The organism is Pseudomonas sp. ICMP 8385, assembly GCF_002699915.1.
GTDB classification, from domain to species: Bacteria; Pseudomonadota; Gammaproteobacteria; order Pseudomonadales; family Pseudomonadaceae; genus Aquipseudomonas; species Aquipseudomonas gessardii.
This window is the reverse complement of the sequence record NZ_LKBY01000113.1, coordinates 145,644-159,787: the sequence shown is the minus strand read 5'-3', so window position 1 is coordinate 159,787 and position 14,144 is coordinate 145,644. Positions and strand designations below refer to the sequence as shown.

Here is a 14,144-nt window from a genome sequence, read left to right as displayed (position 1 = left end):
AGCTGGCTTGTGTGGAGCCAGCTCCCACACAAGCCAGCTCCCACATGATCCCTCCGGGCCTGGAAATGGCCTTTTCAACAGTCTTTTTCCAAGTGGAACAAGCTGTTACTGTACCGGTCATAAAGCCCAAGCCGCCCGGATCGGATTTCTGACTTGAAGCGTCCCCTCCTTCTACTAATAAGTCTGGCCTTGAGCTTTTGCGCGAATGCAACCATTACCGAAAACCACGGTTATGCGCAGTTCGGCACACTCAAGTACCCGGCCAAATTCACCCACTTCGATTGGGTAAATCCCGCAGCGCCCAAGGGTGGCACCTTGCGGGTCATGGCCTTTGGCACGTTTGACACCCTCAACCCCTATACCTTCAAGGGCTCAAGCCCGGTCTCCACCGCCAACTTCCTGCAATACGGGGTCAATGAGCTCAACGAGCCACTGATGGTCGGCACTGGCCAGTACGCCCCTTCCGGTGACGAACCCACCTCCAGTTATGGCCTGATCGCCCGATCCGTGGAGTACAACGAGGACCGCAGTTGGGTGGTGTTCAACCTGCGGCCACAAGCGCGTTTCCATGACGGCAAACCCATCACCGCCGACGACGTGGCCTTTTCCTATCGCACGTTGCTCACCGAAGGTCACCCGCAATACCGCACCAACCTGCAGGAAGTGGCCCGGGTGGACGTGCTGAGCCCCCTGCGCATCCGCTTCGTGTTCAAGCGCGCCGGCAACCCCTTGTTGATCCTGCGCCTGGGTGAGCTGCCGGTGTTGCCCCAGCACTACTGGAAAAACCGTGACTTCAAGGCCACCACCTTTGAACCGCCGCTGGGCAGCGGGCCCTATCGGATCAGCCAGGTCCAGCCGGGCCGGCAGTTGGTGTTCGAGCGGGTCAAGGACTATTGGGGCAAGGACTTGCCGGTCAATCGCGGGCTCTACAACTACGACAAGGTCGAGGTGGAGTTCTACCGCGACAGCGACGTGGCTTTCGAGGCATTCAAGGCCGGCGAATTCGACATCTATATCGAACACCAGGCCAAGAACTGGGCCAATGGCTACAACTTCCCGGCGGTGAACCGTGGCGAGGTGGTCAAGGCGCAGATCCCCCACCAGATCCCGACCCAGAGCCAGGGCCTGTTCATGAACAGCCGGCGCACCACGTTCAGCCAGGCCAAGGTGCGCGAAGCGCTGGGGCTGATGTTCGATTTCGAGTGGACCAACCGCACCCTGTTCAGCGGCGCCTATAAACGCACCCTGAGCTACTACCCCAACAGCGAGTTCTCCGCCAGCGGCCTACCGGTGGGCCATGAATGGTTGATGCTCTCGCCCTATCGCGAGCAACTACCGGCCAATCTGTTTACCCAGGCCTTCAGCCTGCCGCAGACCGACGGGCGCGGCATCCCCCGGGACACCCTGCGCCGCGCCCTCGGCCTGCTGGCCGAAGGTGGCTGGAAACTCTCCGGCCAGCGCCTGCTCAATCGCGACGGGCAGCCGCTGCGCTTTGAAATCCTGCTGGTCAACCCGAACCTGGAGCGGATCCTGCAACCTTATGTGGAAAATCTGCGCAGCATCGGTGTCGATGCCCGCTTGCGTACGGTGGATCGCGCGCAGTACAAACAGCGCCTCGACCAGTTTGACTTCGACATGATCCTGATGACCCTCAACCAAACCCTCAGCCCCGGCCTTGAACAGTGGCAGTACTTCCATTCCAGCCAGGCCGAGATCAAGGGCAGCAAGAATTACGCGGGCATCGCCAACCCGGTGGTCGACCACCTGCTGGAGCAGTTGCTCGCCGCCCAGACCCGCGACCAGCAAGTCGCTGCCGGCCGGGCCCTGGACCGGGTCCTGCTGTGGCAGCACTACAGTATTCCCAATTGGTATCTCAACTATCATCGCCTGGCGTACCGTAACCGGTTCGCCTTCGTGACCACGCCGCCCTACAGCCTGGGCCTGAGCGCGTGGTGGCTGAAAGCATCGGAGAAACCCCAATGATGGCTTTGCGTACTGCGATTATCAGTGGCCTGTTATTGTGCACCCAGGCCGTGGCCGCCCCCCAACACGCCTTGACCCTGTATGACGAGCCGCCCAAGTACCCCGCCGACTTCAAGCATGTCGACTATGTAAACCCGGACGCGCCCAAGGGAGGCACCTTCCGCGAGGCGGCCATGGGCAGCTTCGACAGCCTCAACCCGTTTATCAGCAAGGGCGTGCCCGCCGACAATATCGGCCTGGTCTACGACACCCTGGCCCAGCAGGGCCTGGACGAACCCATCACCGAGTACGGCCTGATCGCCGGCAAGATCGAAAAAGCCCCGGATAACAGCTGGGTGCGTTTTTACCTGCGCCCCGAAGCACGCTTTCACGATGGCCATCCGGTGCACGCCGAAGATGTGGTGTTCACCTTTGAAACCCTGATCAAGCAAGGCAGCCCTATTTACCGCACCTACTATGCCGACGTCGCCGAAGTGGTGGCCGAAGACCCGTTGCGCGTGCTGTTCAAGTTCAAGCACACCAGCAACCGCGAACTGCCGCTGATCCTTGGCCAGTTGCCGGTATTGCCCAAGCACTGGTGGGTCGGGCGTGACTTTGCCAAGAGCAGCCTGGAGATGCCCCTGGGCAGCGGCCCGTACAAAGTGGCCGAGGTCAAGCCGGGGCGCTCGATCCGCTACGAGCGGGTCAAGGACTACTGGGGCAAGGACCTGCCGATCAACAAGGGCCTGTACAACTTCGATTACCGCATCAGCGACTATTACCGTGACAACACCGTGGCCCTGGAAGCACTCAAGGCCGGGCAGTTCGATTACTGGCAGGAAATGACGGCCAAGAACTGGGCCAATGCCTACAACGTCCCGGCCGTGGCCGAGGGCCGGCTGATCAAGGAAGAACTGCCCAACGGCAATCCCACCGGGATGCAGGGTTTTGTGTTCAATATCCGCAAGCCGATGTTCCAGGACGTGCGGGTGCGCAAGGCCATCAGCCTGTTGATGGACTTTGAATGGACCAACAAGCAACTGTTCAACGGCGCCTACACCCGCACCCGCAGCTATTTCGAGAACTCGGACATGGCCGCCACCGGCCTGCCCGGCCCGGCCGAGTTGGCGATTCTCGAACCGCTGCGCGGCAGGATCCCGCCCGAAGCCTTCACCCAGGCCTTCGCCCCAGCGAAAACCGACGCCAGCGGCATGATCCGCACCCAGCAGCGCGAAGCCTATCAACTGTTGCAGGAAGCCGGCTGGCGCATCGTCGACGACAAGATGGTCGACACCAACGGCAAGCCGGTGAGCATCGAGTTCATGCTGGCCCAGACCGACTTCGAGCGCATCCTGCTGCCCTTCAAGCGCAACCTGGCAGACCTGGGGATCGAACTGGTGATCCGCCGGGTCGATATCTCGCAGTACGTCAACCGCATACGCTCGCGGGATTTCGACATGATGGTCGGCAGTTTCCCGCAGTCCTCTTCCCCGGGTAACGAGCAGCGTGAATTCTGGCAATCGGGCAGTGCCGACAACCCCGGCAGCCGCAACTACATCGGCCTCAAGGATCCGGCCATCGACGAATTGGTGGAACAGTTGATCAACGCCGACTCACGCAACAGCCTGGTGGCCCACGCCAAGGCCCTGGACCGGGTCTTGCAATTTGGCTACTACGTGATCCCCAACTGGCATATCAAGACCTACCGCGCGGCCTACTGGAATCACCTTGGCCACCCCAAAGTCCCGCCGCGCTATGACGTGGGCATCAATACCTGGTGGATCAAACCCGACACACCGCCGGCAGTGACGCCCCCCACCGACACCAGCGCCGATCCGGCGAGCGGAGGCGACTGACATGCTGGCTTATATTTTCCGCAGGTTGCTGCTGATCATTCCCACGTTGTTCGGCATTTTGCTGATCAACTTTGTCATCATCCAGGCCGCTCCCGGTGGCCCGGTGGAGCAAATGATCGCCAAGCTCGAAGGCTTTGAAGGCGCCACCAGCCGTATCGCCGGTGGCGGCGCCGAAGTCTCGGTGGCCGGCTCCAGCTACCGGGGGGCCCAGGGCCTGGACCCGACGCTGATCAAGGAAATCGAGAAGATGTACGGCTTCGACAAGTCGGCGCCGGAACGCTTGTGGATCATGGTCAAGAACTACGCCCGACTGGATTTTGGCGACAGCTTTTTTCGCGATGCCAAGGTCATCGACCTGATCAAGGAAAAGATGCCGGTGTCCATTTCCCTCGGGTTATGGAGCACCCTGATCATGTACCTGGTCTCGATCCCTCTGGGGATCGCCAAGGCCACCCGCCATGGCAGCCACTTTGACGTGTGGACCAGTTCGGCCATCATCGTCGGCTATGCGATCCCGGCGTTCCTGTTTGCCATCCTGTTGATCGTGGTATTCGCCGGCGGCAGTTATTTTGACTGGTTCCCCTTGCGCGGGCTGACCTCCAACAACTTCGAGGAACTGAGCTGGGGCGCCAAGATCCTCGACTACTTCTGGCACCTGGCGCTGCCGGTTACGGCCCTGGTAATCGGTAACTTCGCCACCATGACCCTGCTGACCAAGAACAGCTTTCTCGACGAAATCAACAAGCAGTACGTAATCACCGCCAAGGCCAAGGGCCTGACCCATCACCGCGTGCTCTACGGCCACGTGTTCCGCAATGCCATGCTGTTGGTGATCGCCGGGTTCCCTTCGGCGTTTATCGGCATTTTCTTTACCGGCTCGCTGCTGGTGGAGGTGATCTTCTCCCTCGACGGCCTGGGCCTGATGAGCTTTGAAGCGGCGATCAACCGTGATTACCCGGTGGTGTTCGGCACCCTGTTTATCTTCACCCTGCTGGGCCTGGTGGTAAAACTGATCGGTGACTTGACCTACACCCTGGTCGACCCCCGTATCGACTTTGAAAGCCGGGAGCATTGAGATGACGCTATCCCCCCTCAATCGCCGCCGTTTTGAACGTTTCAAGGCCAACAAGCGTGGCTGGTGGTCGCTGTGGCTGTTCCTGATCCTGTTTGGCCTGAGCCTGGGCGCCGAGCTGATCGCCAACGACAAGCCGCTGGCGGTGCATTACGACGGTGACTGGTACTTCCCAGCGCTCAAGCGCTACCCGGAAACCACCTTCGGCGGCGAATTCCCCCTGGAAGCCAACTACAAAAGCCCGTATATCCGCGAACTGCTCAAGGCCAAGGACGCCTGGACGCTCTGGGCGCCGATCCCCTACAGCTACCAGAGCATCAACTACGACTTGAAAGTCCCGGCCCCGGCCCCGCCGTCGGCCGACAACCTGCTGGGCACCGATGACCAGGGCCGGGATGTACTGGCGCGGGTGATCTATGGCTTTCGGATCTCGGTGCTGTTTGCCCTGACCCTCACGGTCTTGAGCTCGATCATCGGCGTGGCGGCCGGGGCCTTGCAGGGTTTCTATGGCGGCTGGGTCGACCTGGCCGGCCAGCGCTTCCTGGAAATCTGGTCGGGCTTGCCGGTGCTGTACCTGCTGATCATCCTCGCCAGCTTTGTGCAACCCAATTTCTGGTGGCTGCTGGGGATCATGCTGCTGTTTTCCTGGATGAGCCTGGTGGACGTGGTACGTGCCGAGTTCCTGCGCGGGCGCAACCTGGAATACGTGCGCGCGGCCCGGGCCCTGGGCATGCAGAACGGCGCGATCATGTTCCGCCATATCCTGCCCAACGCCATGATTTCGACCATGACCTTTATGCCCTTCATCCTGACCGGCGCGATCGGCACCCTGACCGCCCTGGACTTCCTGGGCTTCGGCCTGCCCGCCGGTTCGCCGTCCCTGGGCGAACTGGTGGCCCAGGGCAAATCCAACCTGCAGGCGCCGTGGCTGGGCATCAGTGCCTTTGCGGTGCTGGCGATCATGTTGAGCTTGCTGGTGTTTATCGGCGAGTCCGCTCGCGATGCCTTCGACCCGAGGAAATGAGATGAATCAGGACAATCTGATCGAAGTCCGCGACCTCAGTGTCGAGTTCGTCACCGGCGAGCAGCATCAACGCGTGGTGGAGAACATCAGTTTCGATATCCGCCGTGGTGAAACCCTGGCCCTGGTCGGCGAAAGCGGCTCCGGCAAATCGGTGACCGCCCACTCGATCCTGCGCCTGCTGCCCTACCCCCTGGCGCGGCACCCATCCGGCACCATCGAGTATGCCGGGCAGGATCTGCTGACCCTGAAAGAAAAGCCCTTGCGCCAGATTCGCGGCAACCGCATTGCGATGATCTTCCAGGAGCCCATGACCTCGCTAAACCCGCTGCACAGCATCGAGAAGCAGATCAACGAGGTGCTGGGCCTGCACAAGGGCCTGACCGGCAAGGCCGCGACTCTGCGCACCCTGGAACTGCTGGACCTGGTGGGCATCCCCGAACCGCGCAAGCGCCTCAAGGCCCTGCCCCACGAACTGTCCGGCGGCCAGCGCCAGCGGGTGATGATCGCCATGGCCCTGGCCAACGAGCCGGAACTGTTGATCGCCGATGAACCGACCACCGCCCTGGACGTGACCGTGCAGTTGAAGATCCTCGAATTGCTCAAGGAGTTGCAGGCGCGCCTGGGCATGGCGCTGCTGCTGATCAGCCATGACTTGAACCTGGTGCGGCGCATTGCCCACCGCGTGTGTGTGATGCAGCGCGGTTGCATTGTCGAGCAGGCGTCCTGCGAGGAGCTGTTCCGCGCGCCCCGGCACCCCTATACCCAGGAACTGCTGGCCGCCGAGCCCAGTGGCGGGCCGGCGACCAATGCGATTGGCCCGCCGCTGCTGGAAGTCGACGACCTGAAGGTCTGGTTCCCGATCAAGAAAGGCTTTTTGCGCAACACCATCGATTACGTCAAGGCGGTGGACGGCATTAACTTCAGCCTGCCCCAGGGCCAGACCCTGGGCATTGTCGGCGAAAGCGGCTCGGGCAAATCCACCCTGGGCCTGGCGATCCTGCGGTTGATCGGCAGCAAGGGCGGGATCCGTTTTGAAGGCCAGCAACTGGACCCACTGACCCAGCAACAGGTGCGGCCCTTGCGCCGGGAAATGCAGGTGGTGTTCCAGGACCCGTTTGGTAGCCTGAGCCCGCGCATGTGCGTCAGCGAGATCGTTGGCGAAGGCTTGCGCATCCACAAGATCGGCACGGCGGCCGAGCAGGAGGCGGCGATTATCGCAGCGCTCCAGGAGGTCGGGCTGGACCCACAGACCCGCCATCGTTACCCCCACGAATTCTCCGGCGGCCAACGCCAGCGCATCGCCATCGCCCGCGCCCTGGTGCTCAAGCCACGCCTGATCCTGCTGGACGAACCCACCTCGGCCCTGGACCGCACGGTGCAGCGCCAGGTGGTGGAACTGCTGCGCAACCTGCAGACCAAGTACAACCTGACCTACCTGTTTATCAGCCACGACCTGGCGGTGGTCAAAGCCTTGAGCCATCAGTTGATGGTGGTCAAACAGGGCCAGGTGGTGGAACAGGGGGATGCCAAGGCGATCTTCGCTGATCCGCAGCATGCCTATACCCGACAGTTGCTGGAGGCTGCCTTCCTGGTGCCGACCTCCCGGATCTGACCTGTCATGCCAGGGGTCAAGATCCACCGCTGATCCCCTGTGGGAGCTGGCTTGCCTGCGATAGCGGTGGGCCAGCCAATTGGGATGTTGCCTGTACCGCCGCTATCGCAGGCAAGCCAGCTCCCACATTTGCTCCGTGCAAGCCCACAGACCGCGTCTTTCGCAAAAGCAAACCAATATCATTTGCGCTGCTCGCAGGCCTTTGCTTTAATCGCGACCAATTCCTATTCACATCATGGCATCCGCGCCGGTTGGATATTGTGTCGACCTCCCCCACTTCGTTCAGCCAGCTCTACGGCAGCCACCATTCCTGGCTGCTCGGCCTGTTGCGCCGGCGCCTGAGCAATCGCTGGGATGCCGCCGACCTGGCGCAAGACACCTTTATCCGCGTACTCAAGCGCCCGCCCGACCAGGCCTGCGCCATGCGCGAGCGTTCGTACCTGGCCACCATCGCCCGTGGCCTGTGCATCGACCACTGGCGCCGGCGCCAACTGGAGCAGGCCTGGCTGCAAAGCCTCGCCGACCGTCCGCAAGCGGTGCAGCCATCGCCGGAGCAGCGGGCGATTATCGTCGAAACCCTGTACGAGGTAGACGCCATGCTTGCGCGCCTACCGCGCAAGGTCAGCGATGCGTTCCTGCTGGCGCAACTGCATGGCATGACCTACAAGCAAATCGCCCTACAGCTGGGAGTCTGTGAGCGCATGGTGAAAAAATACATGGCCCAGGCGCTGTTGCACTGCGCGGTGCTGGAAGCCGAACTCGACGGGTTGCTGGTGGAATGACCCCCGCCGGCAAACTCAGCCACGCCAGCCTGCAACAGGCCGCCCACTGGTATGTGCGCCTGCAAGACCCGCAAGGCGACAGCCAGGCGCAACAGCACTGGCAAGCCTGGCTGGGACAGAACCCCGAGCACCAGGCCGCCTGGCGTTACGTCGAGCGCGTCAGCCAACGCTTCGCGCCCCTGGCCGACGAGCCCATCGGCGCCGGCCGTGCCCTGCGCAGCACCCGGCGGCAAACCCTCAAGACGCTCCTGGTGCTGGGCGCAGGTTCAGCCTTGGCCTGGGGCACCTGGCGCGGCACTGCCCTGCCCCGGGTGGTCGGCGGCTGGAGCGCCGACTACGCCACGGCCAGTGGCGAAATCCGCGACACCTTGCTTGGCGACGGCACGCATATCTGGCTCAACGCGCTAAGCGCCATGGATGTACGCTTCGACGCGCACCAGCGCCTGTTGCACCTGCGCTTTGGCGAAGTGCTGATCGACACCGCCAAGGATCTCCAGCGCCCGTTCCTGGTCGACACCGCGCACGGCCGCCTGCGTGCCCTGGGCACGCGCTTCAGTGTGTTGCAGGGCGAGGACGGCACCACGCTGAATGTCTTCGACGGTCGGGTAGAAGTGCGCACCGCCGATGGGCAGCAGGTGCGCATTATCGAGTCCGGGCAACAGGCGGTGTTCGATCGCCACAGCATCCGCAGCCCGCTAGCGGCATCAGCCACCCGCGAGGCCTGGAGCCGTGGCGTGCTGTTGGCCGACAACCTGCCCCTGGGCCAATTGATCGGCGAACTCAACCGCTACCGCCGCGGCCACCTGGGGTGCGATCCGGCAGTGGCCCATTTGCCGGTGATGGGCTCGTTCCCGCTCAAGGACAGCGAACATGCGCTGCGGCTGCTGGAGGCGGCGTTGCCGATCCAAGTGGACCGGCTGATGCCGTGGTGGGTCAGCGTGGGGCCGAAAACACACGCGACCTGATGCCTTGGCCCAAATGGGCGAGCACATTTTTTTTGCCCCTCCAGTTCCCCTTTTCGACGTTCGTTCGGTTAACCCAGCAGACGCTTTCATATTCGCCGAACCCGTAGGGAACCTTCCATGCCGCAACCCGCTGCTTTCACTGTGCGCCCCCTGGCGCTGGCCATCACCGCGACCCTGCTCTGCCTGGGCCCACTCCACGTGCAGGCGGCGCAAACGCCAGCGACCCAGGAAACCACCCGCAGCTACAGTATCGGCGCCGGATCGCTGGTCAGCGTGCTGAACCGCTTTGCCGAGCAATCGGGGATTTTTATCGCCGGCCACAACAGCCTGGCCGCCGGGAAAAACAGCCCCGGCCTCAGCGGCAGCTTCTCCCCCACCGGCGGTTTGCAGCAGCTGTTGCAAGGCAGCGGTTTGCAAGCCCGGCCCCAGGGCAACCAGGGTTATGTGCTGGAGCTGGCGCCGCTCAATACCGGCGAACTGGAACTGGGCGCCACCACCATTTCCGGCGTGAACCTGGGGGCCACCACCGAAGACAGCCACGCCTACACCACCGGCTCGATGGCCTCGGCCACCGGCCTGCCGCTGTCGATCCGCGAAACACCGCAGTCGGTCACCGTGATCACCCGCCAGCAGATGGATGACCAGGGCTCCAACAGCATCGCCGACACCCTGCGCCGCGCCCCGGGCATCAGCGTGCAGAACTACGACAGCGAGCGCTGGGAGTTCTCCAGCCGCGGCCTGCCGATCACCAACTTCCAGTACGACGGCGTCAACTCCACCTACGACGGCGTGTATGACTACGGCACCACCAGCACCGACATGGCGGTGTACGACCGCCTGGAAATCATCAAGGGCTCAGCGGGCCTGATGAGCGGTTCGGGCGACCCTTCGGCCACGGTCAACCTGATCCGCAAAAAGCCCACCCGCGACTTCAAGGCCTCGGTCACCGGCACCGTGGGCTCCTGGGACAACTACCGCACCGAAGGCGATATCTCCGGGCCGCTGACCGAGTCGGGCAATGTGCGCGGGCGCTTTGTCGGGGTTTATCAGGATCGCTCGTCGTACCTGGACCACTACCAGCACACCAAGGACATTGCCTACGGCATCCTCGAAGCCGATCTGACCCCCGACACCCTGCTGACCTTCGGTATCGACCAACAGGACACCCGCTCCCGCGGCGCCAGCTGGGCCGGGTTCCCGATGTACTTCAGCAACGGCAATCGCACGAACTTCTCGCGCTCGTTCAACCCGGCTGCCGACTGGAGCCGCCGCGACTTCCAGAACCAGACGATTTTCGCCTCGGTGCAACAACAACTGGCCAACGACTGGTCGCTCAAAGTCAGCCTGGACCGCAAGCGCAGCCAGCACGACACCCTGCTCGCCTCGGCCAGTGGCGGCAACCCCGACCAGGCCAGCGGCGACGGCATGTACATGTTCATGGGCAAGTACAAGGGCGACCAGGTGCAGAACACCCTCGACGTCAACCTCAACGGCCCGTTCAGCCTGTTTGGCCGCGAACATGAGTTGATCATGGGCTTTATGGCGACCCGCTCGAAACAGGACGTGCCGGTCTACGGCTCGATCTACCCGCCGGTGGGCGGCAGCATCTATGACTGGCGCGGCGAATACCCCAAGCCGGATATCCCGCGCAGTGGCCAGAACGATATTGTGCAACGCCAGACCGGCGCCTACCTGGCAACCCGCCTCAAACCCACCGATGACCTGTCGGTGATCCTCGGCACCCGCGTCAGCAATTTCAGCAACACCGATAACACCGACTTCTACGCGCCAACCGCCACCGACAACCGCACAAGCTATAAACAAACCGGTGTGGTGACGCCCTACGCCGGGGTGGTCTACGACCTCAACGATATCTGGTCGGTCTACGGCAGCTACACCAAGATCTACCGGCCGCAGAACAGCAAGGATGCCGATCGCAAATTGCTCGACGCAATTGAAGGCGACACCTACGAAGCCGGGCTCAAGGCGGCCTTTTACGACGGTCGCCTGAATGCCAGCTTCGCCGCTTTCCGCATCGAACAGGACAATGTCGCGCAATACGTCTCGGGCTTTGAAAGCGACTCGATCTATCGCCCGATTGCCGGCGCCACCACCAAGGGCTTTGAAGTGGAACTGGCCGGCGAAGTGCTGGAGGGCTGGAATGTCTCGGCCGGCTACACCTACCAGCACACCCGCGATGCCAACGACGACTATGTCTACGGCTCGGTGCTGCAAACCACCACGCCGCAGCAAGTGGTGCGCCTGTTCAACACCTACCGCCTGCCGGGCGCACTGGACAAGGTGACCCTCGGGGCCGGGGTCAACTGGCAGAGCGAGTTCTTCGGCAATGTGTTCCAGCCCAACCCGAATGACACGGTCAACTTCGGCCAATACGCGCGCATCACCCAGGACAGCTACTACCTGGTAGACCTGATGGCGCGTTATCGCTTCAACGAGCACTTGAGCACCACGTTGAACGTGAAGAACGCCTTCGACAAAAAGTACTACACCGGCCTGGGCAACTTCGGCACCGGTTTCTACGGCGAGCCGCGCAGCCTGCAACTGGCCACGCGCTGGGACTTCTAAGCACTCCCTAGGGATAGGATGGGCGGCGTATTGTGTGCAATCATCGGGGCCCTACACGGTTCCCCGGAGATTGCATCATGTCGCTGCCCGACCTGGCCGCCCCGCGTTTCTGGCGGGATCCTCGCCTGCCGTTTATCGAGGCGCGCACCATCGATGATGGGCGCAAGGTCTGCTACACCCGGCATGCCCACGACCATTTCTCGATTGGCGCGATCACCGCCGGGCAGAGCCTGTATCTCCATGGCACGGACACCTTCCAGGTCCACAGCGGCACCGTGGTGCTGATGAACCCTGGCGACGTGCACGCCTGCAACCCTCTCGACGACCAGCCCTGGTCGTATCACATGCTCTACATCGACACGCCCTGGCTGACCGAGCTGCAACACCAACTGGGGTTTGCCAGCCACTTGGGTTTTCGCCGCTTCGACGCCACCCATACCGCTGACCCACTGCTGTTTACCGGCCTGCTGGAACTGTACGCCGTGCTGATCGACGAACACGCCGCCGCCCGGCATAAACACAGCGCCGTGGTGCGCTTTTTCACGGCGGTGCAAACGCGCCTGAACCCGGCGGCATTGCCTGCGCGGGAGGTCAATCACAAGCTGGAACGCGCCGCCGAGTACATCCGCGAGCACTGCACCGAAGCGCTGAAACTGGAAACGATCTGCCAGGCGGCGCAGCTGTCGCCGTCGTACCTGATCCGGGCCTTCAAACAGGCTTATGGCATGACGCCCCATGCGTTCCTGATCAACCAGCGCGTGCAGTTTGCGCGCAACCAACTGCGTAGCGGCCAGTTGATTGCCGATGTGGCACTGGCCGCCGGTTTTGCCGACCAGGCGCATCTGCAGCGCACGTTCAAACAACACCTGGCAGCCACGCCGGGGCAGTATCGCGGCTGACTCATGCCAGCAGCAGGTACGCCACGCTGATCACCAGCAACAGCGCCATGGCCCGGTTGAACAGGCGCATGCCCCGGGCATTGCCAAGGTAACGGCGAAAGAACGTGCCCACATACGCCCAGCACGCCACCGACAGGTAGCAAATCACCAGGTACACCGCCGCCAGCTGCCACACACGCGCAGCCTCACCGTCAGCGGCAAACAGGCCCATGCCCGCCACACACGCCAGCCAGGCCTTGGGGTTGAGCCATTGCATCACCGCGCCATACAGCATCGACGGTGCAGCCGCCGCGTCTTGCGCCTCCAGCTGGCCATCATCCATCGCCAGCTTGTAGGCCATATACAGCAGGAATACGACCCCACCCCACTGGATGCCCTGGGTCAGGATCGGCCAACGCACCAGCAGCTCATGCAGGCCCAGGCCAATCAACACCAACAGCAACGTAAACCCCAGCGCCGCGCCGGCCACGTGTTTCTGGCTGGCGGCAAACCCAAAGCGCGCGCCCGAGCCGAGGGCGACCACATTGACCGGGCCGGGGGTAATGGAGGTCGCCAGGGCGAAGGCGGCCATGGACATGAGCAAACTCATTGCACTTCCTTTTTTGTAATGACAGGGGGACAGGCCTGTACGCTACGTTCCTGTAGCCAGTGCGTATTGAAGAAAATGCCCCTTGCCGCAGCGGCGCCTACACAGGCGTCAGCCCTGCCTTGAGCAAACGCAGCTCCAGGTATTGCAGGAGCATGATGGTCTTGCCATCGACAATCTCACCGCGCGCAACCATGGCAATGGCCTCGTCAAACCCCAACTCCAGCACATCGATATCCTCGCCCTCCTCCTCCAGGCCACCGCCCTCGCCTACACGATCGCCGGGCTGATACTCACCGATAAAGAAATGAATGCGCTCGGTCACCGAGCCCGGGCTCATGAACGCCGAGTAGACTTTTTCCACATGCCCTACGCGGTAACCGGTTTCTTCCTCGGCTTCCAGGCGGATGCGTTCCTCGGGGCTGGCGTTGTCCAGCAGGCCGGCGGCGGTTTCGATCAGGTAGCCGTCATGGCCATTGACGAAGGCCGGCATGCGGAACTGGCGGATCAGCAGCACCGTGCGCTGCAAGGTGTTGTACAGCAGGATGGTCGCACCGTTGCCACGGTCGTACACCTCGCGGGTCTGGGCTTGCCAGCTGCCGTCGCGGCGGCGCAGGTCGAAACTGTACTTTTTCAACAGGTACCAGTTGTCCGAGAGCAGTTCTTCGGCAGTGATGCGTACGGGACTGTTGTCCATGACAGGTCCTTTGGTCAAAAAGAGGGGCGAGCAGCATGTCGGTGACACCCTGCCAGCGTCAAGCTGTCCATAGGCCAGCATTGCGGAACGTTATCCAGCTACA

General features: G+C 62.4%; 11 protein-coding genes. 9 read left to right on the top strand and 2 right to left on the bottom strand.

The genetic code is table 11. The features are described 5' to 3' along the window. Positions 1-153 precede the first annotated feature (153 nt). The 9 genes from AO268_RS21195 to AO268_RS21155 all read left to right on the top strand — a co-directional run bounded on the left by AO268_RS21195 (position 154) and on the right by AO268_RS21155 (position 12,758). The gene (locus tag AO268_RS21195) at positions 154-1,983 is read left to right on the top strand and encodes an extracellular solute-binding protein (protein ID WP_099169737.1); all 1,830 of its coding nucleotides are present in this window, start codon (positions 154-156) and stop codon (positions 1,981-1,983) included. Next, the gene (locus AO268_RS21190) at positions 1,980-3,818 is read left to right on the top strand and encodes an extracellular solute-binding protein (protein WP_099169736.1); all 1,839 of its coding nucleotides are present in this window, start codon (positions 1,980-1,982) and stop codon (positions 3,816-3,818) included. Before AO268_RS21195 ends, AO268_RS21190 begins: the two co-directional genes overlap by 4 nt. Before the next feature lies 1 nt (position 3,819). Beyond that, complete coding sequence (locus AO268_RS21185; RefSeq protein WP_076961109.1) at positions 3,820-4,893, top strand: microcin C ABC transporter permease YejB; 1,074 nt, start codon at positions 3,820-3,822, stop codon at positions 4,891-4,893. Between the two features lies 1 nt (position 4,894). Further along, positions 4,895-5,914 (top strand): ABC transporter permease, encoded by a 1,020-nt coding sequence (locus AO268_RS21180; RefSeq protein WP_076961110.1) that lies wholly within the window; start codon positions 4,895-4,897, stop codon positions 5,912-5,914. Position 5,915: 1 nt separating this feature from the next. Beyond that, a complete protein-coding gene (locus AO268_RS21175; RefSeq protein WP_099169735.1) occupies positions 5,916-7,526 on the top strand; it encodes an ABC transporter ATP-binding protein in 1,611 nt (536 codons plus the stop codon). A gap of 251 nt (positions 7,527-7,777) precedes the next feature. After that, complete coding sequence (locus AO268_RS21170; RefSeq protein WP_083743021.1) at positions 7,778-8,308, top strand: sigma-70 family RNA polymerase sigma factor; 531 nt, start codon at positions 7,778-7,780, stop codon at positions 8,306-8,308. After that, positions 8,305-9,273, top strand: coding sequence for a FecR domain-containing protein (locus tag AO268_RS21165; protein ID WP_099169734.1), 969 nt, complete (start codon positions 8,305-8,307; stop codon positions 9,271-9,273). The genes AO268_RS21170 and AO268_RS21165 overlap by 4 nt, the downstream gene beginning before the upstream one ends. A 117-nt stretch (positions 9,274-9,390) precedes the next feature. Further along, a complete protein-coding gene (locus AO268_RS21160) occupies positions 9,391-11,859 on the top strand; it encodes a TonB-dependent siderophore receptor (RefSeq protein ID WP_099169733.1) in 2,469 nt (822 codons plus the stop codon). A 77-nt stretch (positions 11,860-11,936) separates the two neighbouring features. Further along, a complete protein-coding gene (locus AO268_RS21155; protein WP_099169732.1) occupies positions 11,937-12,758 on the top strand; it encodes an AraC family transcriptional regulator in 822 nt (273 codons plus the stop codon). A gap of 1 nt (position 12,759) precedes the next feature. Here AO268_RS21155 and AO268_RS21150 read toward each other — a convergent pair whose 3' ends face one another. Both AO268_RS21150 and AO268_RS21145 read right to left on the bottom strand, forming a co-directional pair. Further along, positions 12,760-13,347, bottom strand: a complete 588-nt coding sequence (locus AO268_RS21150; protein WP_076961115.1) for a LysE family translocator — start codon at positions 13,345-13,347, stop codon at positions 12,760-12,762. A 97-nt stretch (positions 13,348-13,444) separates the two neighbouring features. Beyond that, positions 13,445-14,041 (bottom strand): NUDIX domain-containing protein, encoded by a 597-nt coding sequence (locus tag AO268_RS21145; protein WP_099169731.1) that lies wholly within the window; start codon positions 14,039-14,041, stop codon positions 13,445-13,447. Between the last annotated feature and the right edge of the window lie 103 nt (positions 14,042-14,144).